Below are 24,279 nucleotides of genomic sequence, written 5' to 3'. Positions count from 1 at the left end.
GTTAACGTCTCCAGCGGAAAGCAAAAAAGGTCCGTTTCACGCTATAAACGCGACGGCGTGTCGCGTGAGCTCTCCTTGTCAGGAGCCGCCTTATGCTGCACCTATCCGGGACCCGACAGGAGTATTCTGCATGGCCGCCCAGACAATATCCGAAGGCACGATCGCCTCGGTTCAAGACAGCGAAGCGCGAAACCGCCAGTATATCCGCATCTGGCTTTATCTGGTGCTGATCGTGCTTGCGACTATCGTGATTGTCGGCGGCGCAACACGCATGACAGGGTCCGGTCTTTCGATCACCGAGTGGAAGCCCATCCACGGCATTATTCCGCCGCTCGGCCATGAGCAGTGGATGGAAGAATTCGACAAATACCGGCAAATCCCGCAATACCAGCAGCTGAACAAGGGCATGAGCCTTGCTGAGTTCCAGCAGATTTTCTGGTGGGAATGGGCTCACCGCTTCCTTGCACGCGGTGTCGGCTTTCTGGTGGCGCTGCCACTCGCCTACTTCTGGCTGACCGGACGGCTCGAGCGCCGCTTGAAGCCGCGCATGGTCGGCATTCTGGCGCTGGGCGGCCTTCAGGGCGCCGTCGGCTGGTGGATGGTTGCATCGGGCCTCGTTGACCGCGTGGATGTCAGCCAATACCGGCTCGCCACCCATTTGACGCTGGCCTGCATCATCTTCGCCGCGGTCATGTATGTGGCGCGCGGTCTCGCCGTCTATTCCGAAGCGCCGGCCTCGCGGTCCATCCAGCGCCTTGCCGGCTGGTTCGTCGTTTTCGTCTTCATCCAGATCTACCTTGGCGCGCTGGTTGCCGGCCTTGACGCCGGGCTTTCCTATAATACATGGCCGCTGATGGACGGATCGGTCATCCCCGGCGATCTCTTCCCCATTCAGCCCATCTGGCACAATTTCTTCGAGAACCCGAAGACCGTACAGTTCGTGCACCGCTTCTTTGCCTATTTCGTGTTTGTCGTAGCGATATGGCAGGCCGTATCGACGATGCGCCACGCGCCGGGCACCACCCATGCGCGCCGCGCCGTGCTTCTCGCGGTACTGGTGGCACTCCAGGCGGCAATCGGCATTACGACGCTGTTGATGCAGGTGCCGATCAGCCTCGGGCTGCTGCACCAGGGCTTTGCCATCATTATCCTCGGCTTCTCCGTGGCTCACTGGCGCGCCACCAAGGGAGCCTATCCGCTTGAAACAGAGGTTGTGACCGGGCGGTAATTGTTCTTGTACCGAGACTCGGTGTAGTGCTGATTCTAACCGCTCAGAGGGGCGGATGGATCACCGGAAACGTACAAGATGATGCTTAGCGCGAGACGCTCTTTGGCCGCAGTTACCGGTCTGGGTATCACGCAGATCATCAGCTATGGCACACTCTATTACAGCTTTAGCATCCTTGCGCCCGCCATGGGCGAAGAGTTCGGCCGGTCGCGTGAATGGCTGTTCGCGGCGTTTTCTGGAACCCTTCTGATCGGCGGTCTGGTTTCGCCCTGGTCTGGCCGTTGGGCCGACCGTTTCGGCGCAGGCCGCGTCATGACACTTGGCTCGCTGGCGGCCGCATTGTCATTGATCCTGTGCGCCTGTTCGCCCAGCTGGGCGACGTTCGCACCTGCATTCGTGACGACGGGCATCGCTACGCCTTTCATCCTCTACAACACCGCCTTTGCTGTTCTCGTCCAGATAGACCCGCAATCGGCGCCGCGCCGGATCACCTATCTCACGCTGATTGCCGGCTTTTCCTCGACATTGTTCTGGCCGCTGGCAACCCGGCTGCTGATGTCATTCACCTGGCGCGATATCTTCCTGTTTTATGCCGCGCTGCAGGTGTTCATCTGTTTTCCGATCCATTTCTGGCTGTCGCAGATGACCCGGCGCTCGCCGGTGATCAGACCGGAAACAACCCAGGAGCCGGTCGCCGCCAACGGCGGCACGCTCACGCAATCCAGCCGCAGGACGGCCCTCATCCTCATCGCGACGGGGTTTGCGTTCGCGAGCTTCGCGCTCTCGGCTATGCTTGCCCATCTTGTGCCGGTCCTTGGCGCCGTTGGCCTCGGCACATCGGCCGTTGTGGTCGGCACGATCTTCGGCCCCTCGCAATTCGCCAGCCGCCTGATCAATATGGTCATCGGCAGCAGGTTGTCGGCAATGGCCGTGGCAATTCTGTCTACAGCCTTGATACCGTTGGCGTTCATGATGCTTCTGCTGCCCCCGCCTGTGCCGCTCATCGCGGGAGCAATCCTCTTTGCCATGCTCTTCGGCATGGGCTCCGGACTCAATAGTATCGTGCAGGGGACATTGCCGCTGGCGCTCTTCGGCCATCAGGGTTACGGCGAAATTCTTGGCAAGATCACCTCGGCGCGCCTGACCGTTTCATCGGCCGCGCCCTTCATTTTCGCCTATATTCTGGAACGGTTCGGCCCGCATATCGCGCTGACGATAGCCGCTTTTGTCGGCATCCTCGGCGTGATCACTTTCATCATGGTCGCGGGCCTGGTGAAGCGTTCAACCGAGGGCGCCTAGGACTCGCCGGATCGCCGCGGCAACGCCGAGGCTGCGCGCCGCCTCGTCGCAATTCTCGTCCTCATCGTGCCATGATGCTGAAAGGCAGGCATGCGCCATGCCGAAGCCGAGTATGGTCCTGTTATCGCGGCTGAACGCCTGCGAGAATGCCTGCGCCATCGAAGTGATACGGCTCTCGCTGGCGCGCAGATCGTCCCGGTCCAGCGGATTGTAGAACATGTTCGCGGCGTCATACATCGGATCGCCGATCAGGCCCTTTGGATCCAGCACCAGCCAGCCGCGCTTCCCGTGCAGTACATTCTCGTGGTGCAGGTCGCCATGCAGCGGCTGAACGTCCTGCTGATCGTTCAATAACCGGTCAGCAAGTCCCGCCGCTTCGACAAATTGGCTTTGTACGCCGCGATTCCGGTCCGCCTCGGCCTTCTTGAACAGACTGGCGAACATCGTTCGCAACGGTATGAGGTCCGTCGGCACCGGGCGACTAGAGCCTTTGGTCTTTGACAACCTCAGGAATACATCGACAAAGATGTGCGTCGCCGCGTCGTCGCCATATTCATTGAGGTGATCGAGCAGCGTACGCGCTCCTGCATATTCAAGCAGCAGATTGTTGCCCGATTGCGCGAGGAGGCGGATACAACCGTCTCCGTCGTGCCATTCGAGATAGTGGGTGCCGCCCAGTTCTTCGCGCATGCCGAGCGGTGTCAGATGCTTGACCACCGCGGCTTCACCGCTTTCGAGCCGCACCTTGATGATCCGGCTGGTGACGGTCTCGGCAATCAGTTCGGGCGAAGAGACTTTCCACTCGGGCGGGAAAGTCTCCGCAATCGCATCAAGCATTGCCCAACATCAAATCCAGGTTCTGCACGGCAGCCCCCGACGCACCCTTGCCGAGATTGTCGAGGAGGGCAACCAGATTGACCTGACCCTGACCCTCGGTACCGAAGACGTAGAGCTTCATGATATCTGTGTCGCGCAGCTCTTCCGGATCGAGGCGCGGCAACATGGCACTTTCCGCCAGCGGCACCACCTGCACGATGCTCTGGCCCTCATAATGGGCGCTCAATGCCGCCTGGATATCCTGCATCGACACGTTGCCATTGAGGTCATCGGTAAACAACGGCACCTGCACGATCATGCCTTGCGGGAAGCGGCCAACGCTTGGGGAAAAGATCGGCTTGCGTTCGAGATGTCCATGCGTCTGCAGCTCCGGCACATGCTTGTGCTTCAGCGGCATCGCGTAGAGGAAATGGTTGGCAGCGATATGGTCCGGACTGTCCGGGTTTTCCATCTGCGCGATCATCTGCTTGCCCCCCCCGGTATAGCCGGAAACCGCATTGACTGTGACCGGGTAATCGCCGGGCAGGATACCCGCATCGCGCAGTGGCCGGACCAGCGAAATCGCGCCCGTCGGATAGCAGCCGGGATTGGCGACGAGCCGCGCATCGACGGTCTTCTGGCGCTGGGCGCGGTCGAGTTCGGCGAAGCCATAGACCCAGTCCGGGTGCACGCGGTGCGCCGTCGAGGTGTCGATGATCTTCGTCGAGTTATGGCCCTCGAGGATCGACACGGCTTCCTTCGACGCATCGTCCGGCAGGCAGAGAATGGCAACGTCTGCTTCCTTCAGGAAGTCGGCGCGCAGATCCTTGTTGCGCCGCTCGGCTTCCGGAATGGAGAGGACTTCGAGATCGCCGCGTCCCGCAAGCCGCGTGCGGATCTGCAGACCGGTGGTGCCGTGTTCGCCGTCGATGAAGATTTTAGGTTTCATGGGAATGCCCTTGGAAGCTTGAATTTCAAATGGTTAGCGCGAGAACCGGATTCAACATGTAAGAACGTTGAATCAAAATACTAGCTTCGTCGCTTCGCCTTCTGCTCGGAAAGTATACCCAGGTAATACATCGCGATTGTGGCACCTGCGATCGCCGTCACATCCGCATGATCATAGGCGGGCGCCACTTCCACGACATCTGCGCCGACAATGTTGAGTTCGGTCAGATGCCGCAGTACGGAAAGGATTTTTGCTGAGGAAGGGCCACCTGCGACGGGCGTTCCCGTTCCCGGTGCGAATGCCGGATCGAGACAATCGATATCGAACGTCAGATAGACCTTTCTGCCGGCCGTCCGTGCGATGATCTGCGTGGCGATCTCTGCCGCGGATAGTTCCTCGACCTCGTAGCCATAGACGATCTTCAACCCGCAATCGTCCGGCGCATGGGTGCGGATGCCGACCTGGATTGAATGGGCAGGATCGATGACGCCATCGCGTGCCGCACGCCCGACGAAGGAGCCGTGGTCAATGCGCCTGCTGTCATCGTACCAGGTGTCCTGATGCGCATCGAACTGCACGAGTGCCAATGGCCCATGCTTGGCGGCATGCGCCTTGAGGATCGGCCAGGTGACGAAATGGTCACCGCCAAGTGACAGCAGAAACGCGCCCGACTTGATGATCTTCACGGCTTCCCGCTCGATCGTCGCCGGCGTCTTCTGATGATTGCCGTAGTCGAGCAGGCAATCGCCATAGTCGGTCACTGCGAGATCGGCAAAAAGATCGCGCTGGAACGGATATTGCGGGTCATTGTCGAAAATCGCCGAAGCTCGGCGTATCGCCTGCGGGCCAAAGCGCGCGCCAGGCCGGTTGGAAACTGCAGCATCGAACGGAATGCCCCAGACCACTGCCTCGGCACCGTTCAGATTTTTCGTATAGCGCCTGCGCATGAAGGAGAGGGTACCCGCATGGGTCGGATCAGTCGCCGCACTGGTCAAGTTGCGCGCTGTGAAGGCGTGGTCGATGGACTTCGATGGCATTGGATTTTTACTCCAGGACTTTGCATCTTCAGCTGTGCGGCGAAGCTACCGTAAACTCTCCGCAGCGCAACAAAAAAGCGGACCCGAAGGCCCGCTTTGTGTTCTTGTCCAATTGAAACGCTTGTATTAGCGCTTCGAGAACTGGAACGAACGACGGGCCTTGGCCTTGCCGTACTTCTTGCGTTCGACAACGCGGCTGTCGCGTGTCAGGAAGCCGCCCTTTTTCAGAACGCCCCGCAGTGCAGGTTCGAAATAGGTGAGGGCCTTCGAGATGCCGTGACGAACAGCACCAGCCTGACCGGACAGACCACCACCGGCAACGGTAGCGATGACGTCGTACTGGCCGGCGCGGTTGGCAGCAACGATCGGCTGCTGCAGGATCATCTGCAGAACCGGACGGGCGAAATACTGACCGTATTCCTTGTCGTTGACGACGATCTTGCCGGAACCTGGCTTGATCCAGACGCGGGCGACCGCATCCTTGCGCTTGCCGGTTGCGTAGGCACGGCCTTTGGCATCGAGCTTCTGGACATGAACCGGTGCAGCGGCCTGCGTGCTTGCGGCTACTGCGCCGAGATCTGCGAGCGAGTTGAGCTCAGCCATTCTTATGCGCTCCTTTTGTTCTTGGAATTCAGCGCGCCAACGTCGAGGACTTCTGGTGCCTGAGCTTCGTGTGGGTGGTTGGAACCGGCGTAAACGCGCAGGTTCTTCATCTGGCGACGGCCGAGCGGTCCACGGGGAACCATGCGCTCTACAGCCTTTTCAACGACGCGTTCCGGGAAACGGCCTTCGAGCAGCTGACGAGCAGTGCGTTCCTTGATGCCGCCGGGATGGCCGGTGTGCCAGTAATAAACCTTGTCGGTAAATTTCTTACCGGTGAACGCAACCTTGTCGGCGTTGATGATGATGACATTGTCGCCATCGTCCACGTGCGGGGTGAAGGTTGCTTTGTGCTTGCCGCGCAGGATGTTGGCAACGATGGAGGCGAGACGACCGACGACGAGACCTTCGGCGTCAATCAGGATCCACTTTTTCGTCACATCTGCCGGCTTCTGAGAGAAGGTAGCCATTGTGTTCGTCCTTGAGATCATCCTTCACAAAGGAAGGCTTTTCTTGTTGCTTGGGTTATGCGGGTCGATGAAATCCGCATAACAATGAAAAACGGCGGGAAAACCCACCGCAGTCGAGGGTTTCAATAAAGACGTAGGCCGCGCACGTCAAGTGGCGATTTTTTAGCAGTATCAAAAATAATATAACAAATACAAAGGATTGCAGAAAAGGTATTATATTACCACATTGTTTTGATTGGTTTTCGGCCCAAAACCACCAAACCGGAACTATCCGGTATAGCGAAGACGGCCGTGCGACCTTTCAATTCCTGAATAACTCCAGGTTGAGGGCACGAAGCCGTTCGGGTTCGGCGATCGCTTCGATCCCGGTGATTTTCCCGCCAACGATCGTGAGGTTGAGCACCACCCGCAGTTGCCCACCTATCTCCACGACAAGCCCCATGCCGCCATCGACGAGTGCTGGCTGTGCGCCCTGGGCACGGCCCGAGAAGGCGCCGGCCACTGCGGCCGCACCGCGGACTTCCGCCGATGCACCCATATTGACTGCTGTGGGATCGGCGCGGAATACGACGTCCGGATCGAGCACAGCGAGCAGTGCTTCGAAGTTGCCGCCACGCGAGGCAGCCAGAAAGGCATCGACAACCTGTCTCTGGCGGGTCCTGTCGCTGTCGGCAACCGCGTTCGCTCCCTGCACCCGCCGGCGTGCCCGGCTCGCCAGCTGCCTCGTTGCAATGGCTGAACGCCCGACGATCGGTGCAATCTCGTCGAATGGCAGGTCGAACATGTCGTGCAGCACGAATGCGATCCGCTCCGCAGGCGCCAGTGTCTCCAGTACCACGAGCAGTGCAAGACGGACCTCGTCAGCGAGCAGCTTTTCATGTTCTGGACCACACTCGGGCGCGGCGATCTGTTCGGAACCCTCCACGTCCAGCGGGTCCTCGCGCCGCGACTTGCGCGAACGCAGCATGTCCAGGCAGACGCGCGAGACGACTGTCGTCAGCCATCCGCCCAGGTTTTCGACGCCGCTCGTGTCGGTGCGGCTGAGCCGGAGCCAGGCCTCCTGCACAGCATCTTCCGCCTCGGTGAATGAGCCAAGCATGCGGTAGGCCACACTGCGAAGGCGGGGCCGGCTGGCCTCGAATTTCTCCGCCAGTAATTTTTTTTCGTCCATCGGTCACATTTCCCCGCCGCGTTGCGTCATAGCGATGACGAATGAAACCGAGCCGATGTGACAAAGAGATCGGCTTGGAAACAGCACCGTCAAGTTTGAAACCCGGATGCTCGGCATCCCGATTCAGCAAAGATGGCTGAGTCCCCCAGAAGGAGACTAAGAATGCAAGCACGAATGAGCAACCCGGCAATCGTCCTTCCCGAAGCCCTGCAGGCGCTGCACGCTTTGAACGCCGCCACGGAAGACGGCGTTCCGGCGAAAACGCGTGAACTTTGCCATCTGCGGGCCAGCCAGATCAATGGCTGCAGCGTCTGCGTTGACATGCATCCCAAGCTCGCCAGGAAGGCAGGGGAGACGGACCAGCGGCTCTTCGCAGTCGGAGCGTGGCGGGATGCGCCGTTCTTCACCGACGCCGAACGTGCGGCTCTGGCGCTTACCGAGGCCGTTACCCGTCTCAGCGACCGGGCGGACCCCGTGCCGGACGATATTTGGCAGGACGCCACGCGGCACTATGACGAAAAGGCGCTTGCGTCCCTGATCCTGTCGATCGCACTCATCAACGTCTGGAACCGCCTCAACGTCACCGTCAAGCAGGTGGCTGGCGCGGACTGGAGCTGAGCTGCACGACAGCGGTCGCCACAATGTGGCGGCCGCAATGGCATCGCCAATAGTCCTGCTGTAAGGTGCGCGCCTGAGTATAACACTCCGGGGAAGAGCGCATGGAGCGCCGTCTTGCAGCCATCCTGATCGCTGATGTCGCCGGTTACAGCCGCTTGAGCCAGATCGACGAGGAGGGGACGCGTGCCCATTTCCAGTCCGATCTGTCCGGTATCTTTGAACCGAGTATCGCCGAACACCATGGTCGGCTGGTCAAGACCATGGGCGATGGCCTGCTGGTCGAATTCCACAGCGTTGTCGATGCACTGCGCTGCGCGGTCCAGGTGCAGCGGCAGAAGGCGAAACGGAACGCTGTTGTGCCACCCGAACAACGGCTTGATTTCCGCATTGGCGTCAATCTCGGCGATATCATCGTCGAGGGCGAGGATATCCATGGCGACGGCGTCAACATCGCGCACCGGATCCAGGCACTGGCCGAGCCTTGCGGCATCGCGATCTCAGGAACGGCCTATGATCAAGTGAAATCGAAGCTTCCGGTCGGCTTCGTCGCGCTTGGCGAGCAGAAGGTGAAGAGCATCGCCGAGCCGATCCGGGTATATCGCGTGGTGCTTGATCCGTCAGCGGCAGGAAAAACGATTGGCGCAGGAAGAGACCTTCGTCGCTGGCGCATTCCGGCATTGGCGGCGGTCGTTGCTCTCCTGTTGGCGGGTGCAGCGCTCTGGTGGCAACCGTGGACGTTTTTCCAGCCTGCGCCGGTCGAACGGTTCGCTTATCCGCTGCCGGACAAGCCGTCGGTCGCGGTGCTACCCTTCATCAATGTGAGCGGCGATACGGAGCATGACCATCTTGCGGCGGGGTTGACGGACGATCTCATCACCGAGCTGTCAAAGGTCTCCGGCCTTGTTGTTATCGCGCGCCATTCCGTGTTCGCGGTCCGCGATACGTCCGGCAAGATTCAGGATGTCGCGGCGGAACTCGGTGTTCACTACGTCCTGGAGGGGACGCTGCAGCGGGCGGACACAAGACTTCGGATCAACGTCAAGCTGATCGACGCGGTCACAGGCCTCTCCCTCTGGGCCGAGCGTTATGATCGTCAATATGCCGATCTCTTCGCAGTTCAGGACGATGTCATCGGCAAGATCATTTCGGCTCTCGAAGTCAAGCTGAGCCAAGGCGAGAGAGACCAGCTGGCGCGGATACCCACCGATAATCTGGAAGCTTACGACTATTACATGAGGGCCGAGCAGGAAGGGTTCTATTACAACGATGTCGAAACCTATCGCCGAACCCTGGCCTTCTACCAGAAGGCAATCGATCTCGATCCGAATTTCGCCAATGCGCATGCGGGAATTGCGCGCGTCGCTGTCGATGTCTGGCGCAATGATTACAATTATCTCTGGTCGGCAGCGGTAGCACGAAAAATTGCCTATGACGCGGCGGGGCAGGCGCTGAAGCTCGACCCCAACAATGCGCGGGCACACACCGTGCTGGCACTGCTGCAGCTGGTTGACGGCCGCGAAGTGGAGGCAAGGGAGTCCGCCAACAGGGCAGTGGCGGCCCAGCCCAACGACGCGGAGATCGTTGGCAACCTGGCCCTGATTCTGGCCCAGACCGGCAGCCGTGGACAGGCGGTCACGGAAATGGACAAGGCCCTGCGGCTGGATCCAACGCCTCCACCCAGCTTTCAGCTGCTTGCAGGCATAGTTTTTTACACGGCGCGTGAGAATGAGCGGGCAATACCCTTGATGGAAGCAGCACGCAACGCCTTGCCCAAGGCCGAACCCGCACGCGAATACTTGACGGCAGCCTATATCAATCAGGGCAATCAGACGAACGGAACGCAAGAAAAGACAAGATTGCTGGAGCTTTTTCCCGATACCAATCTGACCTATTACAGCTATCTCTACGACTATTGGCGGGAAGATGATCTCCGCTATCACCTGGACGGACTAAAATCGGCAGGCGTCCCTGAATGGCCATTCGGTTTTGAAGGGAAGCAGGCAGACCAGCTCGGTGAGGCGGACCTGCGCAATCTTGTCAACGACAAGACATGGAAGGGCAGGCACAAGAACGGCACGGAGTTCATTCAATATTTCGACACGGCCGGAAACACTGCCTATCGCAGCACCAATACGAACATCACCGGGGTCGCGCAAATTCAGGGCAATCGCCTCTGCGAGCAGTTTGTCGGCTATTTCCTCGATCGTATGGTGTGCGGCTATGTCTACCGCAACGGCAACGAAGAGCAGCGCGACGCGGCATATGTCCACGTCACGCCGCGCGCCGTCATGTTCTTTTCCCTGGCCAAATGACGTTGAGCGTCAATTGGCGGGGGCCTGCCAGTTTTTATCCAGCTTTTCCGAGACGAGCGTCTGCTGAACGTCGGACCAGTGCTTCTTGGAGTCGGTGAGCTTGGTCGGGTTCTTTTCGAAGCCGTCCGCTGCACCCGGGTCATAGCTTATATAGAGCTTGCCATCGATGATCCGCCAGGCTTTGGGGTCTACATTGGTGGTGACCGTCCCGAACGAGACACCGTCGGCGCAGTAACCGCCATACTGCGGTGCGTATTTGGCCGGTTCACGGATAAAGAGGTCACGATTTTCTGCGCTGGCGAAATGCCAGGTCGCTCCCAGCCAGTGGTAGGAATATTGTTCGGATCCTTCCACGGCCTGGTTCTGGGTGAAATAGGCGACCGGGTCGTAACCCTTGATTGCGACGTCACCGAAATACCCGGTATTGACGAATTCTTCGGCGACAGCAGGCTGAACGAACGAGACAAGGAACGCAGTAGCACCAACTGCCACGGCGATCCGCAACCCGCGTTTCAGTTTATGATAAGACATTATTATCCTCCGTTTTCCGGACGCTGCAGCAAGCGTCATTTTCGCTTGGTGCATTCGGTGAAAAGCCACTGGCCGACAAGATCGGCTGGCTGGCAAACCGCGCCCGCTTTCATCAGCAAGTCTGCTGCATCCCAATGCTCACGCCATCCGGCTTGAGTCAGTGGCGAATAGCCGTTTCTTTCCTTCGCTTCGACGTCTGCCTTGCTGACCAACAGGAAGGCGACCACATCCGCATGGCCTTCTTCGGCAGCCGCATGCAGCGGTGCCATCTTGTAGAAATTCTTGCTGTCATTGACTGCGGCGCCCTTCTCGACGAGCAGCTTCACGACCTCGAGATTCCCGTTATAGGCCGCTGCGTGCAATGCCGTCAGTCCGCCCTTGTTGCGTATTTCGATGTCGGTGCCGCGGTCCAACAGAACGGCAACAACGTCGGCATGTCCAGCAAGCGATGCGGTAATCAAAGCCGGTTCGCCGGCGCTATCGGGCTCGGCCACGTTAGCACCTTGATCCAGCAGTTGTTTAACGCGTTCGACATCTCCGTTCTTTGCCGCGTCGTGCAAAGGACCGGCCCCTGCGGCCGAAATCCCGAACATGATGCAGACAATGAAAGTGCAAAGAAACTTCACCACACATCCTCCGCTCTATCTGGTTTCTCTTGAGCGGAATTGGAGGAAAATATCACAGACGCGTTACACGAACAAGAAATGAGGCCGTCCTGCCTGGATCGGCGGAATAATGCCGAGAATCCTTCGCGGTCTATTGGCTTTTACGTACCTGCCAGGCAAGGTGTGTCAGCGCCCCGCCGACACTGATCAGCTGAAGCCCCAGCAGCAGCCCCACCAACCAAAGCGCCGTCACCGGAAGGCTGATCAACAGCACCAGGGAAAGCACAATTCCGACCAGTCCACTGGCCAGCAGCCAGCCCCAGTTCGGGAAGGGGCGTATGGTCAGCGAGAAGACGATCTTCGAGATGCCCTCGATCATGAAGAAGACAATCAGCAGAAGCGTGACCGTCAGCAAGCCTTGCGCCGGATCACGCAGGAAGAGAAATCCGATAAGCAAGGCGAGGATAACGGAGACGAGCTGGAGCCAGTAGTGTGGCACATGCCGCGCTCCGAGGAGACTGATGCCCTGCGCCAGACCACTGATGATCAATAGCCAGCCCAAAAGGAAGACCACTGCGACAGACGACAGAACAGGGTAGATGATTGCTAGGATTCCCGCGACGACCAGCACGATCCCCTGAATGAGATACCATAACGAGTACCGCTTGACCGTTTCCCGCATTGCTTGGCGGAAGACCTCCGCAGCCGCATCCAATGACATCGCCATGATACTTCTCCACTTTTTCGCCAGCAATGAGCATGGCCGCCACGCCTCGAAGAATTTGTTCCCTGATCATGAATTCTGGTACCTGCAACCTGCAAGTACGTAACGGTAACAAATATTTATACGAAAAGATTGCCACATATCTGTTCCCGTCAGCCATCTTTTTGCATGACAGGCCTGGCACGTTGCGTGGTATTCTTCCCGTTGCGGTTACGAAGAGGGATGGGCGGGAAGCCTGGCCGCGATTTCGATGGAGTAGAACGATGGATGCAAAATCGAAGCCCACCTGTCATGTCGTCAAACCCCATCACACTTATGGCGGTAAGCAAGGGCTGAACTATTTCGAAGGTATCGCGGCGGAGACGGTCGGATCCACGGGCATCTGCATGCACATTTTGACGATTCCGCCGGGGATACGCGCCAAGGCGCATCTGCACGAGTCTCACGAGACGGCGATCTATGTACTGTCTGGCGAGGCGCATACCTGGTACGGCGACCGGCTCGAGGAGCATGTCGTGGTGCATGCGGGCGAGCTTTTCTACATCCCGGCCGGCGTTCCGCATCTGCCGGCCAATCTCAGCAACACGCCTTGCACCGCGATCATCGCCCGCACCGATCCGAACGAGCAGGAAAGCGTTATGCTGTTGCCGGAACTGGATGCATTGGTTCCCCGTTAGCACTTACGATCAGGATATTTTTTACTTGCCAAATTAATTGGAGGAAGCGTTCCAACACACTATGTACGCTGTATAATACTGCTGGAAGCGGTCGGCTTCATGCGAGACAGGGCTTACCAGCGGAGAATTGGAGCACAGGATGGGTATCGTCGTTGAAAAACTGGTTGGATTGACCAGAACGGTATGCCGGCAAGCCCGGTGCGTTGGCCCCGTCGGATCGGGTTGTGTAACAGGACAGAAGCGATCGCCCGCTGCCTTTTTCGCCTTGGCATGCATCCTTGCGATTGGAGTCTCGACCCTCGCATATAGCCCAGCGCGGGCGGCCGATTGCTCTAATTTGCCTTCGTCCGGTGTGGATTGGCGCGATTGTAGCAAGCGCAGCATTCTTATTCCTGGCAGCGAGCTACAAGGCGCTGATCTGTTCAGCACCGATTTTACCATGACCGATCTCAGCAATTCCAATCTGGCCGCCGCAAATCTGGAAAAGGCCACTCTGGTGCGCGCGTCGCTCGCCGGCGCAAAGGCTGAAAAGGCCAACTTCGCCAGGATCGAGGCCTACCGGTCCAATTTCGCCGGCATCTCTGCTGATGGCGCATCCTTTGCCGCTGCGGAACTGCAGCGCGCCGACTTCAGCGGAGCACGGCTCACCGGGGGCAATTTTGAGAAGGCCGAACTCGGGCGCGCCAATTTCGACAAGGCCGTATTGACGGGCGCCAGGTTTACACTCGCCAACCTGTCACGCGCCGATCTGAGCAGTGCTACCTTTGAGGGCCCGCTCGTATTTGATCGTGCCTTCATGTTCCTGACCAGAATTGAAGGGCTGGATTTGTCAGCTGCGACGGGGCTGGAACAGAAGCAGGTCGATCTTGCCTGCGGCAATGCCGAGACGAAGCTACCGGCGGGACTTTCCGCTCCTGATAGCTGGCCCTGCGCATCCGATTGAGAGAGCGGTTGTATCAGCCGTAATTTTGCTTCGGCAGTCTCGCTCCAGACCGGGGCCAAAGCAAGGCAGCCATGACAAGTGTGTAGAGGATTGCCGCCGCGACGTAGAGTATTCGCGTTGCAAAGGATTCAGCTGCGCTTCCCGGTAGCGGCGACACGCCGAGCCCGAACAGGATCAGAAACGTCGTCAGCGCACCTGCAAACATTTTCGCCTCGCGCGACGGAGCGGCCGCCCGGCCGCCAAGCAACAATGCGACAACCAGCACAATCACGAACATGAAGAACAGGTTGGGCCGGAGACTGAGAATGGCGTAGGCGATCGATGCGATGACGCCTCCCAGCAGGTTTATGATTGCGAGACCGAGCGCCGCGCGTCCGCTTGCGGCGATATCGAGCTGACCCAACAGCGATGCCACCGTTATCGGGATGACAAGTGCAGCAGCCAATTGATCATTCGTCAGGCAGATCGCAACCGTGGATAACAATATCGCGGTGTTAGCGAGTGCTCGCCAATAGGGATGCAGTGGTAAGGGCGCCTGTTCCGGTTGGCTTGGTGCAAGCGCGGTTTCAGGAACGAGTGCATGAGAGAGCCACATGAGAATCGTGCCGCTCAAGACGCCTGTGATCAGGATGGAGAGGATGGAATCGGCCAGATCGCGATTTAGAACGCCAAGGAGCGGCACCATGATCGCGACGACCAGCACGAGGAAGATCGCAGGGCCTCCCTTGCCGCTGGCCTGCGTGAAAAAGCAGCAGAAATAGATCAATCCCAGCAGCATGAGAAACGTGGCTGGATGGTCGCCAAACAGGGCTGTCAGGAACATCATGAAGGTTCCGACCGCCAGAATTATCACAGCCATTCCCAGCGTCTTGGCCATCGGCATGGGGCTGGAGCTCGACAAGAGGAACTGTGCTGCGAAAAGTGGGCCTAGAAATGGTACGACTGCGCCAAACGCTACCGATAAAGTGAAGCCAGCCGAAACCGCAATCGCCACCCGCAATCCTTTGCGCCGCTGCTCGGCCAGTGCTTGGTCTGCCTCAACTGACATAGGTCAGGACCGATAGAATGCGGATCCACAGCCAACCCCAGGCGTTTGTTACAGGATTTTGACCGGTATATATGACGACCGTTGCTTGCGAACCATAACGCACGCCCTTCGGCCGTCCCTCATCCAGGATCAGCCGTACCGGAAAGAGTTGCGGCTCCCTGATCCAGCCGGTGTCGCTGCGGATCGTGGGCAAGCCGGTGCTGGGATCAGTCCCGCTCTGCGACACGCCAAGACCCACGCTCTCGACCTTTGCGGAAAACAATCGGCCAGGCAAGGCGTCAAATAGCACTTCCGCGCTATTGTCCACGGCTACCTTCTCCAGGCTGTTTTCCTTGAAGGCAGCGGCGATCCAGATGGTGCCGACATCGATGAACGTCATCGCTGCCTGTCCGGCACTAACGACCTTGCCAATGGAAAGCTGGAGATTGGTGACGACACCGGCCGAGGGTGCGCGGACAGTGGTCCGCAACAGATCGAGCTGCGCAAGCTCGAGCGCGGCGAGGGCTTCCCGGAGCTGCGGATTGTCACTGCCCGCCGGACCAAGCTCTTCCTGCGCCTTTACAAGCTCCGCCTCGGCCGCCGTAACTGATGCCTCCGACTGATCGAGCGCCGATTTTGCCTCGTCATATTTTGCCTTGGCATAAACACCTCGCTTCACAAGCTCCATGGCGCGCGCGGCCTGTTCCCGCACGTTGTCCCGGTTTGCTTTCGCCTCCACAAGCTGCGCCTGAACGGCGTCAACGGTCGCAGTTGACGATCCGATCGATTGGCCGACACGGGCAAGCGTTGCCTCTGCTTCGGCCACCGCTATCTGGTAGCGGCTTGGATCGATGCGGAAGAGCACCTGATCGGGTTCGACGGCTGAATTATCGGTAACATTGACGTCGATAACCCGCCCCGTGACTTCGGGCGCTATGCCAACGACATAGGCCTGAACCTGAGCCTGCGACGACGATGGTGTTCGCCGTTCCATAAAAATTGACAGGATAAAGAAAAAGGCGGCCAGCGCCACGATGATCAATGCGACCTTGCGCAAAGGATTGGCGGCTGCTTTGGCTACTTGCGGTTCGCTCAACTTTTCGTCTGAGACCACGTTGTTTTTCCTTTGAACGAAAGACCAGTCACCAGTGCAGCGCCACTCATTTGTGTCTCCGAGGAGAACTTTGCTCTATCGGCAGTATAAACGACGCGGGTACCCCGGATAAACAATGTGCGAACCTCCTTCCAAAATGCTTGCCAAATTTTCAAACGTCAATTGCTGCTCGCTTGTATTTTCAGACATTTACGCCTTTGAGCAGCCGTTCGTCGTCCTCGAACCGCACTACTGCTTCAACGGAACTGTTTGTGCTCAAATTGCAGTTCTTGCGGCGTTGGTTACTATTGCAGTGGCTGTTGCGGCAGTTGTTGTTGCTGTTGCTGCTGTTGTTGTTGCTGCTGGACAGGAGCCTGCGAGATGTCCGCCAATTCCTGTCGCGATAGTGAGACAAGCTCATCGGCCAAGCGCTTTAGTTCTGCATCGGGTGGCGCGTTCGAGGCAACCAGTGCCTTCAAAGCGTAACCTGTCGCAATCATGACCCTTGCAAAATCGGGGCTTTCGACGCCGATCAGGTCCTTCCGGTAGAGGTTCCAAAATCGCGCCAGATCGTCAGGAAATTCAACGAGCGGTCTGCTTGCTGCGGCAAGCCTTTGGACGAGATCGGTGGTTTCCTTGTAGAGCCGCATTTTCTTGCCGATCGGACTGCTGTCGGCCAATGCGATGACAGCGCTGCGCTCGGTTGGAACGTAACCTATTTCCGCATTCGCCCAAGCCAGTTCGCGGTTGATCCGGTCGAACTCGGCATTGTCTATCTGGTCCGGCGGGATCTTCTTGAAGTTTACAAGAAGCTCCTCCAACTCATTGATCTTCTTTCTGTTTACGTCGCGCAGATCAGTGAGGTCCTTGAGGTAGTTCTTCCACAACTGTTCTTGTCCCGGGCCGGACAGGTTTGCAAAGTAGTCTGCAAAACGGATTCGCAGCTCGATGTCCTGATTAATGGCCGTGGCAAAAAAATCCTTGATATATTGCTGGTGGGCGGCTTGTTGGGAGAGCCTGAATTCGGTCTCCTTGCGCGCATCCTCCAAATGCGTTGTGTAGAATTGGATGGCGCCAGGTATCAGGATGCCGGCCAGTCCGACGATGAATGTCCCCAGGACAATTTTCCAGACCCCGAGCCTTGCTTCATAACGGCGAAACTCGAGTTCGGCCATGTTGGGGATCGCCGCTGACTCTGTGGTCGTACCGTCCTTTTCCATAGCCCGTCCGCTTGTGTTGCCCGCTGGATTGACCTGGCGATATTCTACAGATGAACTGTTGGCGAAGTCAAAGATTGGCCGGTGGTGGACCAGCGTCAGACAATCAGGACAAAGCCGGTGATCGCAAGCGCCACAACCCAGATGAGATCAAAATTGATCCAGCCGCGGCGCAGGAATGAAAGGCCCAGCCATTCATAGACCGAAACCGCGATGGCCAGGATCACGACGAGCATGGCGGCCATATGCGTTCCGATCGCGGCCAGAGCTATGGAGAGGGATCCGGCGGCTGTCAGTTCCTTTGCCGGGCTGGCCGCGAGGCATAGCGGTATCACCACTGGCACCAGCATAAGACCGGCTCCGTGGGCAGTCGCCATCAGGAAAGACCAGAACCCGAGCCCCACCATGCCTGTTGTCATGCCGATCCGAACACGGTGGCGATGGCCGTATGCGGCATGATACGTGGCCCAGCCTATGAGCACCATGGCAGCGGCCACTTCCAGCACGCGCTGGTCGACAATGAGGCCAAGCAGCACCACCGCCATCGCAACAACAGCAATTGAAACCGCATGCCCGATTGCGATGGGGATCAGCGATAACAACACGATCCTTCGGCTGTTTCTGTGCAGGCCGAGCGCAACCGAAAACAGCCAGCCCATGGCGGGGTTGAGGCCGTGAAAGGCCCCAAGGCCGGCAAGCACCAGCCAGGGTGACATGGAAATCATCCTAGGCGGCTATGCGTTTTGCACGCGCTGGTTTCATCAGGGATAGCAGTAGGAATCGGACGAACAATCGCCTCCCTCCAGTCGCACCTGATGCGGCCGATGGCCTTTCGGCCAGTCGACGAAGAATTTCTCGTCGAATTCGATCCCCCCATCCGCCGCGGCGTCCAGTTTCACCATCCATCCGTCGATGCCTTCGGGATAGAATTGCGGGTCGATAGCGCCGTAGAGCGAATTGGTAAAGTAGACGCGCTTGCCATCCCGGCTGATTTCGACCATTTGCGGGCCGCCATTGAGCGCGCCATTCTTCGCCCCGGCATGGGTTGCTCTGGATACGATACCGCCGATGCGGACTCTGCCCGTCTCCTTTGGGGTGAACGGGTCTGACACGTCGTACTGGATCATGTCTCCGGTGCCCCAGCAGGAAACGTAGAGGAAGCGGTCATCCATCGACAGATCGATATCGGTCACGAGCGGCGGGACGGCCTTGAAGCCCTTGAGCAGCGGCGGCAGCAGGTCAGGCTCGGCGGGCTCTGCTGGTATCTCTATGATCTTTTTCACCGCCCATTTGTCGCCGTCGCGGTACCATGTCCAGATAGATGCCGAAAGATCCTTGAGGCTGATGACGCAGCCGACGAAGCCATAGGCCATGGTCGGATTGTGTGCCGGACGCAATTCGAACACGAGCTGGTGCTCCTCGCCGAAGTCGATTTCCTGCAGATGCTTGCGCTTGTGGAGGTCCCAGAAGTGCAATCTGCGTCCGTATTTGCTGCCCAGCAGAATCTCCGGAACAAGTCCATCCTCAAACGTATCGGGAGTTCCCCATTCGCTCGTTACCATCGTGTCGTGGCCGAGATGCCACCAGAAATCATAGGCGAGCTTCTGCGGCCCCCGATCCATCTCCCACTGGCCGAGGACATTGAAGCTTTCGGAATCGAGCAGGAATACGCCGCCGGGCGCCTTGCCCTCGGCATTTCCGAGTGCGTTCACATAAATCCCCTCGGGACCGCAGTGAATGGTGTGCAAGCGCGAATAGCCGGCCTTCTCGGCGATCTCTGCCGGCTCGATGACCTTGACGATCCTTGGGTTCCTGGGATCTGGCTTGGTGTCAATGATGTGCAGCCTCGATGACCGCAGGCCGGGCACGACGAGGTAGCGCCGTTCCATATGCGGGTGCGGCGCATTGGGGCAAAGGCAGGACGAGCACGCATTCCAGCCGAAATGGTGCAACTCGTCCCCCGCATTGGGCATGTCGACCTGGCCGACGATCCGGGAATAGGAAGGGGAGTTGGGGTCCACGTCGACCACCGCTATCGCGTCGGGTTTTATGCGATCCGGATCGAAGGCCGCCACATAGGCGAGCTTCTCTTGCGGTGCCTTGGCGGCCATTCGTGGTGATGGATAGAATGAAGGATCGGGTTGCCAGGTTGCCATAATGGAACTCTCCTCTTGATCAAAACGGAGTCTTGCGCAGTGGTTCCCAGAATGAATGTGACGCACGATCTTCGCACTTGGGACAAGCTGTGTCCAATCAAGTCATTCCATCGCGGCTGGAGCTCACGGTTGCAGCGCTGCCGGATGCTTTGCAAAATTCACAGGTGAAGGCAGAGACAGAACGACCGCGCCTGCCACAGCCAAACGCAAGTTTGTTCGATGCGAAGCATTATGACCGCCCTTGGGTTGGGCGAGGAGTACGTAACAGTTACAGGGCAGCTGTCTGAAACGGCCGCATCAACGAACCTTGCCCTCGATGCGCAATGCTCATTCACGAGAAAGGGCGCTCAACCCACGAGTGGGGAGCGCCCTTTTTTCCCGGAGAAAGCAAGCGTCATTGCTGTCAACTCGAATTCTCGTTTACGGGTAGAGGCGACAATTAAGTACTCGGCCGATGGATTTCAAGAGAGGTGGCAACAGAGATTCGGTCATTTGGTCTGGCGATGAAGAGCGACTCGCGAGGCTTGGCCGACGGGCGCTCCGATGTTAGGGTGCCACAAAATGGGTTGACTACCGTTGGGCAGGTACAAATGAACAATGATAATATTACGCGCCGCGGGCTTGTGCTGGGCGGCGTGGCGCTGATGACTTCTGGATGCACGCCGGCGGTAAGACAGACATTGGGGCCCATTTCATCTGCCTTCGCAGCGCCACCAGGCATGGATCCTCGTTTGAGGCGTCAGCAGGTTCCATACAGTGGCGGCGAGGCGGCAGGAACGCTCGTCGTCAACACATCGGAACGATTCCTCTATGCGGTCGAGGGTGATGGATGGGCGACACGCTATGGCATCGCAGTCGGCGAGGAGGGACTGACCCTAAAGGGTAGGGCGTCGATCGAGCGCAAAGAGGAATGGCCGTCGTGGATGCCCACCGCAAGTATGATGAAGCGCAAGCCGCGTCTGTTGCAATATGCAAACGGGGTCCCCGGTGGACCGAACAACCCGCTCGGTGCGCGTGCTCTTTACCTTTACCGCGATGGGCGCGACACCCTGTTCCGGCTGCACGGCACAAATGAGCCGTGGTTGATAGGGCAAGCTGTTTCGAACGGGTGCATTCGTTTGACGAATGAGGACATCCTTTATCTTTATGACAACACCCCTTTGGGAACGCCGGTGTTGATCATCTGATGATCCTTGCGGTGCGCTTAATTCGTGCACCGGATTGTCCAACTATGCCTGTTGCTCCACCATCGGCAAAATCACTGATTGTGGCAAACATGACACTAGTCCTGCCTTTCCTGTATGGGCCCCTAGCCTTCACTACTATTTGTGGTAGTGTTGATTCGGTAGCCTACTCACCTTTGGGGAAGGAAAGGATTGTCACATGAGCAGAATTCTAGTCGCATTCGTTGCCGTGTTAGCCGTTACGAGTCTTAGTGGCTGCGAGTCTATCGGCAAAGGCAAGGGGAAAGCCCCGCCGCCCGTCGCTGAAGAGCCGGCAGCAGCGCCAGTTTATAAGTAACACCAACCTTCGCTGAAGGGGAAGGGCCGCTCGGCCCTTCCATCATCGCGCCGGGACCAAGCCGGCTTTACAACCCATAGCGCGGTCGCCCGGTCATCAGTAGCGGGCAGGGACGGGCTTGGGTCTGTGCTTCTGAAATTCTGGAATGGGAGACGCTCATGAGTGGTCGCCTATTGTTTCTAGTCTTGCTCGCGGTCGCGCTGGCGGCATGCCAGACACGCGACGAGATCAAGCCGGGCTATCTGTCCGGTGCCGGTGATGACGGGGTGGCCGTCATGACAACTTCGGCAACGGCAAAGCCAAAACCATCTCAACAAAAAGAATCGCGCTACTTCATCGAGTTTCGCTCCCGCTATGCTCTTACCTACGGCCACTCCTACGTGGTTTTTGGGCGTTTGGATCAGAAGGGACAGATGATCGATCCAGAAGTCGCCGGCCTCGCACCGGCTTCGAAGAGCGCCGTTCCCTATGTTCTGGGCCACTACGTGCCGGTGCCATCCGAAACCGGGTGGAGCGACGGTGACCTGGAAGACAAGTACAGGTCGGCGAGCTGGCGCGTTATGCTGAGCGAAGCCGAATACAGAAAAGTCGTTGCATACATACGCAAGCTGAAGGCCAGTTCCCCTGTCTGGCACGCGGCTCTCTATAACTGCAATGCCTTCGTGGCGGACATCGCGCGCTCGATGGGCTATAAAGCCCCCGGCATCTGGCTCCGTCCGCAACAATTCATAGTCAAGCTCCGACAGATGAACGGCGGACCGAATCCGATCGGGTACACTGGGCCTCCAGGTTAGATTTTGAGAGGCGTGCTGTGTCTGAACACCGTCGGCCGACAAAGCCGGTCGTGCATCTTGAGCACGTGGCATAGATGATTCTAGATTGCAGAAAAGACGCTGGTGACCTTAAGTGAGTATATCTGTGGCTTCAGTTGGCGAGATCGTATGGGTGCTCGGCATCGTTGCTTGGTATGTCATCAGGTATCCGTTCGAGCGCCGCGCCAAGCGCGTGCAGGTTGTAAGCAACGCTCGCACGCCTTCTGAAACCATTGGGCTCGCCGCCGCTCTGTTTGGCCTCGCGATCTTGCCCGGCTTTTACGTCGCCACCGGCTTCCCGCAATCGGCAGATTATCCGGCCAGGGCATGGTCCGTCGCTCTAGGAACGATCATCTTCGCCCTTGCGCTATGGGTTTTTCGCAGATCCCACAAGGAACTTGGCCGGAACTGGTCGATCACACTTGAGATACGCGAGAAGCACAAGCTGGTCTGCACTGGGCCTTACGCGCTGGTCCGCCATCCGATGTACACGTCATTTCTGCTCATGGGGCTTGGCCAGGCCTTTCTGTTATCGAACTGGGTCGCAAGTCTGGCAGGCCTGATTGGCTTCGCAATCCTATTTTTTCTGCGGGTAAACAAGGAAGAGCGTATGATGCTGGAGAATTTCGGCCCGCAATATCGTACTTATATGGAGAGGACCAAGAGAATCATCCCTTATCTCTATTAGAGGTCACACGATGCGAGGCCGAGCTCTCAAGCTTTCAGCGCCCCGGCGCCTGGTCAACGACCTGATGAGGTTTTCGATTGGGGTACCGCGGGTCACCGTGCAGCGTCAGATGAACCTCGACTCGCTCGTGAGGGCAAGAAAGGCGCTGCGTTCCAAGCCCTCCTGGACGGTACTGTTCCTGAAAGGGTATGCGCTTCTCGCGGAAGAGACGCCAGAACTGAGGCGCGCCTACGTAAAGTTTCCCTGGCCGCAACTTTATGAATATCCCCTCAGCGTTGCCTCAATTGCTCATGAGCGCGAGTATGAGGGCGAGCGGGCTGTACTTCTCAGCCTCATCAAGGACCCGGAACACCGATCCCTTACGGAACTTGAGAAGTTGATCCAGGCGGCGCGATCGCGTCCGGTCCTTGAGGTGAAGGAGTTTCGCCGAGCCTTGAGCATTGCCCGAATCCCCACGCCAATCAGGCGGCTGATAATGTGGCTTGGACTGAACATCGGTCGGCAGAGAGCAAACCGTTTCGGCACGTTCCAACTGTCCGTATATTCGGGCCTTGGGGCAGAATCACTCAATCCGCTTACCCCATTGACCACACTCCTCAATTACGGCCTGATCGGCGAAGACGGATCGGTGAGTGTTCGCATCCACTACGACCACCGGGTCATGGACGGTGCCAATGTTGCGCGAGCACTGGAGAGATTCGAAAGCATATTGAACGGTCCTGTCGCCGATGAAGTGAAACGGCTCGCGCAAGGTGCTGCCGTTAACGCAACGCAGGAGGATTCCAACCGGTGATATTTCGCCGAGTTGCATTTTTATGATGAAGACATATTTCAAGTTGACCGGGGGAAGCTTGCTGATATCACCAGCATGTGGGCTTCAGGGACAGTTATGATTTCGCAGGGTGAGCTTCGACCAGCCGTCGTCGTTATAGGCGCGTCAAGTGGTATTGGACGGGCAATCGCCAGAGTCGTTGCCCGGGATCGCGGCAGCGCTGTTGTGCTCGCTGCGCGCTCGCCGGGCGGGTTGAGCGCTGCTGCGGCTGAGGTGGTAGAGGCAGGCGGCGAGGCGTTCACGCTTGAGTTGGATCTCTTGGGACACGATGCGGCAACGCAGCTGGAGAGTTTTCTGTCCACGCACGGCCTGATCTGCGATGTCCTGGTCAACAGCGCCGGCTATGGTCTGCGCGGTGCGGCGACGGCACTCCCGATCGATGATCAACTTGGAATCATTGATCTCAACATACGTGCCCTCACGGAAATGACGCTGCATTTTCTGCCGGAAATGGTGGTGCGCGGGCGAGGCGGGGTGATCAATCTCAGCTCGGTGGCAGGTTTCGTTCCCGGGCCTTACATGGCTTTGTACTATTCCAGCAAAAGTTTCGTGCGATCCTTCTCGTATGCGCTTCATCAGGAACTACGCCGTACTGGCGTCACCATCACATGCTTGGCACCCGGGCCCGTATCGACGGAATTTCATGCGAGGGCCGGCGCCAAACATGCATCGCTCTTCAACCTCTTGCCCATGCTGGAGCCGGACGAAGTCGCCGAACGCGCATGGCGAGGGTTCAAATCCCGTCGTCGTCTGGTTGTGCCGGGCATTTCAGCAAAGCTGGCAATCCTTGCGGCGAAGTTCTTGCCTGCTGCCGTGATGCTGCCCCTGATCGGCCGGCTGCAACGCAGCGGCAATGATCCGTGCCCATGCGGGTCAGGCAAGAAATTCAAGAAATGCTGCAAGCACCGCCGCCACGCCTAGACCCGTTTTCGGCATGTCGTCACAAGCAGACC

26 protein-coding genes are annotated in these 24,279 nt (G+C 58.2%); 12 read left to right on the top strand and 14 right to left on the bottom strand.

From position 1 onward, the window contains the following. The first annotated feature begins 130 nt into the window (after positions 1 to 130). Together BLM14_RS10880 and arsK are read left to right on the top strand one after the other, a co-directional pair. Positions 131 to 1,228, top strand: a complete 1,098-nt coding sequence (locus BLM14_RS10880) for a COX15/CtaA family protein (protein WP_099999377.1) — start codon at positions 131 to 133, stop codon at positions 1,226 to 1,228. A gap of 102 nt (positions 1,229 to 1,330) precedes the next feature. After that, positions 1,331 to 2,527, top strand: coding sequence for an arsenite efflux MFS transporter ArsK (gene arsK, locus BLM14_RS10875; protein ID WP_237143332.1), 1,197 nt, complete (start codon positions 1,331 to 1,333; stop codon positions 2,525 to 2,527). Here arsK and BLM14_RS10870 read toward each other — a convergent pair. From BLM14_RS10870 to BLM14_RS10845, 6 genes are all read right to left on the bottom strand, one after another. Further along, positions 2,510 to 3,364 (bottom strand): aminoglycoside phosphotransferase family protein, encoded by an 855-nt coding sequence (locus BLM14_RS10870; RefSeq protein ID WP_099999375.1) that lies wholly within the window; start codon positions 3,362 to 3,364, stop codon positions 2,510 to 2,512. The genes arsK and BLM14_RS10870 overlap by 18 nt on opposite strands. Beyond that, the gene (gene argC, locus BLM14_RS10865) at positions 3,357 to 4,292 is read right to left on the bottom strand and encodes an N-acetyl-gamma-glutamyl-phosphate reductase (protein ID WP_099999374.1); all 936 of its coding nucleotides are present in this window, start codon (positions 4,290 to 4,292) and stop codon (positions 3,357 to 3,359) included. The genes BLM14_RS10870 and argC overlap by 8 nt, the downstream gene beginning before the upstream one ends. Before the next feature lie 80 nt (positions 4,293 to 4,372). Next, positions 4,373 to 5,329 (bottom strand): agmatinase, encoded by a 957-nt coding sequence (gene speB / locus BLM14_RS10860; RefSeq protein ID WP_099999373.1) that lies wholly within the window; start codon positions 5,327 to 5,329, stop codon positions 4,373 to 4,375. A gap of 126 nt (positions 5,330 to 5,455) precedes the next feature. Continuing rightward, positions 5,456 to 5,932, bottom strand: a complete 477-nt coding sequence (rpsI, locus tag BLM14_RS10855; protein WP_099999372.1) for a 30S ribosomal protein S9 — start codon at positions 5,930 to 5,932, stop codon at positions 5,456 to 5,458. Positions 5,933 to 5,934: 2 nt separating this feature from the next. Further along, entirely contained in the window at positions 5,935 to 6,399 is a 465-nt protein-coding gene (rplM, locus tag BLM14_RS10850; protein ID WP_099999371.1) for a 50S ribosomal protein L13, read from the bottom strand. Positions 6,400 to 6,700: 301 nt separating this feature from the next. Continuing rightward, positions 6,701 to 7,570 (bottom strand): sigma-70 family RNA polymerase sigma factor, encoded by an 870-nt coding sequence (locus BLM14_RS10845; RefSeq protein ID WP_099999370.1) that lies wholly within the window; start codon positions 7,568 to 7,570, stop codon positions 6,701 to 6,703. 162 nt (positions 7,571 to 7,732) lie between these two features. Between BLM14_RS10845 and BLM14_RS10840 the strand changes: the two genes are divergently transcribed. Together BLM14_RS10840 and BLM14_RS10835 are read left to right on the top strand one after the other, a co-directional pair. Then, positions 7,733 to 8,188 (top strand): carboxymuconolactone decarboxylase family protein, encoded by a 456-nt coding sequence (locus tag BLM14_RS10840; protein ID WP_099999369.1) that lies wholly within the window; start codon positions 7,733 to 7,735, stop codon positions 8,186 to 8,188. A 101-nt stretch (positions 8,189 to 8,289) separates the two neighbouring features. Further along, the gene (locus tag BLM14_RS10835) at positions 8,290 to 10,500 is read left to right on the top strand and encodes an adenylate/guanylate cyclase domain-containing protein (RefSeq protein ID WP_099999368.1); all 2,211 of its coding nucleotides are present in this window, start codon (positions 8,290 to 8,292) and stop codon (positions 10,498 to 10,500) included. Positions 10,501 to 10,509: 9 nt separating this feature from the next. On the opposite strand, the gene BLM14_RS10830 is transcribed toward BLM14_RS10835, so the two are convergent. From BLM14_RS10830 to BLM14_RS10820, 3 genes are all read right to left on the bottom strand, one after another. Next, entirely contained in the window at positions 10,510 to 11,031 is a 522-nt protein-coding gene (locus BLM14_RS10830) for a YHS domain-containing (seleno)protein (RefSeq protein WP_099999367.1), read from the bottom strand. A gap of 35 nt (positions 11,032 to 11,066) precedes the next feature. Then, complete coding sequence (locus tag BLM14_RS10825; protein ID WP_100001210.1) at positions 11,067 to 11,624, bottom strand: ankyrin repeat domain-containing protein; 558 nt, start codon at positions 11,622 to 11,624, stop codon at positions 11,067 to 11,069. Positions 11,625 to 11,787: 163 nt separating this feature from the next. Next, positions 11,788 to 12,363: an HdeD family acid-resistance protein gene (locus BLM14_RS10820; RefSeq protein WP_099999366.1), complete on the bottom strand. Its 576-nt coding sequence runs from the start codon at positions 12,361 to 12,363 to the stop codon at positions 11,788 to 11,790. A gap of 260 nt (positions 12,364 to 12,623) precedes the next feature. Here BLM14_RS10820 and BLM14_RS10815 point away from each other — a divergent pair, with 260 nt between their 5' ends. Then, positions 12,624 to 13,037, top strand: a complete 414-nt coding sequence (locus tag BLM14_RS10815; protein ID WP_099999365.1) for a cupin domain-containing protein — start codon at positions 12,624 to 12,626, stop codon at positions 13,035 to 13,037. Positions 13,038 to 13,176: 139 nt separating this feature from the next. Further along, positions 13,177 to 13,980: a pentapeptide repeat-containing protein gene (locus BLM14_RS10810; RefSeq protein WP_099999364.1), complete on the top strand. Its 804-nt coding sequence runs from the start codon at positions 13,177 to 13,179 to the stop codon at positions 13,978 to 13,980. A gap of 13 nt (positions 13,981 to 13,993) precedes the next feature. On the opposite strand, the gene BLM14_RS10805 is transcribed toward BLM14_RS10810, so the two are convergent. The 5 genes from BLM14_RS10805 to BLM14_RS10785 form a co-directional block, all read right to left on the bottom strand. Beyond that, entirely contained in the window at positions 13,994 to 15,028 is a 1,035-nt protein-coding gene (locus BLM14_RS10805; RefSeq protein WP_099999363.1) for a DUF2955 domain-containing protein, read from the bottom strand. Next, entirely contained in the window at positions 15,018 to 16,121 is a 1,104-nt protein-coding gene (locus BLM14_RS10800; RefSeq protein ID WP_237143331.1) for an HlyD family secretion protein, read from the bottom strand. The genes BLM14_RS10805 and BLM14_RS10800 overlap by 11 nt, the downstream gene beginning before the upstream one ends. A gap of 284 nt (positions 16,122 to 16,405) precedes the next feature. Continuing rightward, the gene (locus BLM14_RS10795; RefSeq protein WP_157929516.1) at positions 16,406 to 17,275 is read right to left on the bottom strand and encodes a hypothetical protein; all 870 of its coding nucleotides are present in this window, start codon (positions 17,273 to 17,275) and stop codon (positions 16,406 to 16,408) included. A 140-nt stretch (positions 17,276 to 17,415) separates the two neighbouring features. Beyond that, positions 17,416 to 18,033 (bottom strand): hypothetical protein, encoded by a 618-nt coding sequence (locus BLM14_RS10790; RefSeq protein WP_162293149.1) that lies wholly within the window; start codon positions 18,031 to 18,033, stop codon positions 17,416 to 17,418. Between the two features lie 45 nt (positions 18,034 to 18,078). Beyond that, entirely contained in the window at positions 18,079 to 19,473 is a 1,395-nt protein-coding gene (locus BLM14_RS10785) for a selenium-binding family protein (protein WP_099999360.1), read from the bottom strand. Between the two features lie 590 nt (positions 19,474 to 20,063). Here BLM14_RS10785 and BLM14_RS10775 point away from each other — a divergent pair. The 6 genes from BLM14_RS10775 to BLM14_RS10750 all read left to right on the top strand — a co-directional run bounded on the left by BLM14_RS10775 (position 20,064) and on the right by BLM14_RS10750 (position 24,247). Then, entirely contained in the window at positions 20,064 to 20,660 is a 597-nt protein-coding gene (locus BLM14_RS10775; protein WP_099999358.1) for a L,D-transpeptidase, read from the top strand. Between the two features lie 196 nt (positions 20,661 to 20,856). Beyond that, the gene (locus tag BLM14_RS31770; protein ID WP_099999357.1) at positions 20,857 to 20,994 is read left to right on the top strand and encodes an ABC transporter; all 138 of its coding nucleotides are present in this window, start codon (positions 20,857 to 20,859) and stop codon (positions 20,992 to 20,994) included. Positions 20,995 to 21,152: 158 nt separating this feature from the next. Continuing rightward, the gene (locus BLM14_RS10765; RefSeq protein WP_099999356.1) at positions 21,153 to 21,788 is read left to right on the top strand and encodes a hypothetical protein; all 636 of its coding nucleotides are present in this window, start codon (positions 21,153 to 21,155) and stop codon (positions 21,786 to 21,788) included. Positions 21,789 to 21,906: 118 nt separating this feature from the next. Continuing rightward, complete coding sequence (locus tag BLM14_RS10760) at positions 21,907 to 22,494, top strand: protein-S-isoprenylcysteine O-methyltransferase (protein WP_100001206.1); 588 nt, start codon at positions 21,907 to 21,909, stop codon at positions 22,492 to 22,494. A 10-nt stretch (positions 22,495 to 22,504) separates the two neighbouring features. Next, on the top strand, positions 22,505 to 23,287 hold the full coding sequence (locus BLM14_RS10755; protein WP_099999355.1) for a hypothetical protein: 783 nt from the start codon (positions 22,505 to 22,507) through the stop codon (positions 23,285 to 23,287). A 96-nt stretch (positions 23,288 to 23,383) separates the two neighbouring features. Next, positions 23,384 to 24,247: an SDR family NAD(P)-dependent oxidoreductase gene (locus BLM14_RS10750; RefSeq protein ID WP_100001204.1), complete on the top strand. Its 864-nt coding sequence runs from the start codon at positions 23,384 to 23,386 to the stop codon at positions 24,245 to 24,247. Positions 24,248 to 24,279 lie beyond the last annotated feature (32 nt).

Origin of the sequence: Phyllobacterium zundukense, assembly GCF_002764115.1 — a bacterium.
GTDB lineage: Bacteria > Pseudomonadota > Alphaproteobacteria > Rhizobiales > Rhizobiaceae > Phyllobacterium > Phyllobacterium zundukense.
The sequence above is the reverse complement of the archived record's forward strand: the minus strand, read 5'-3'. Positions and strand labels throughout refer to the sequence as shown.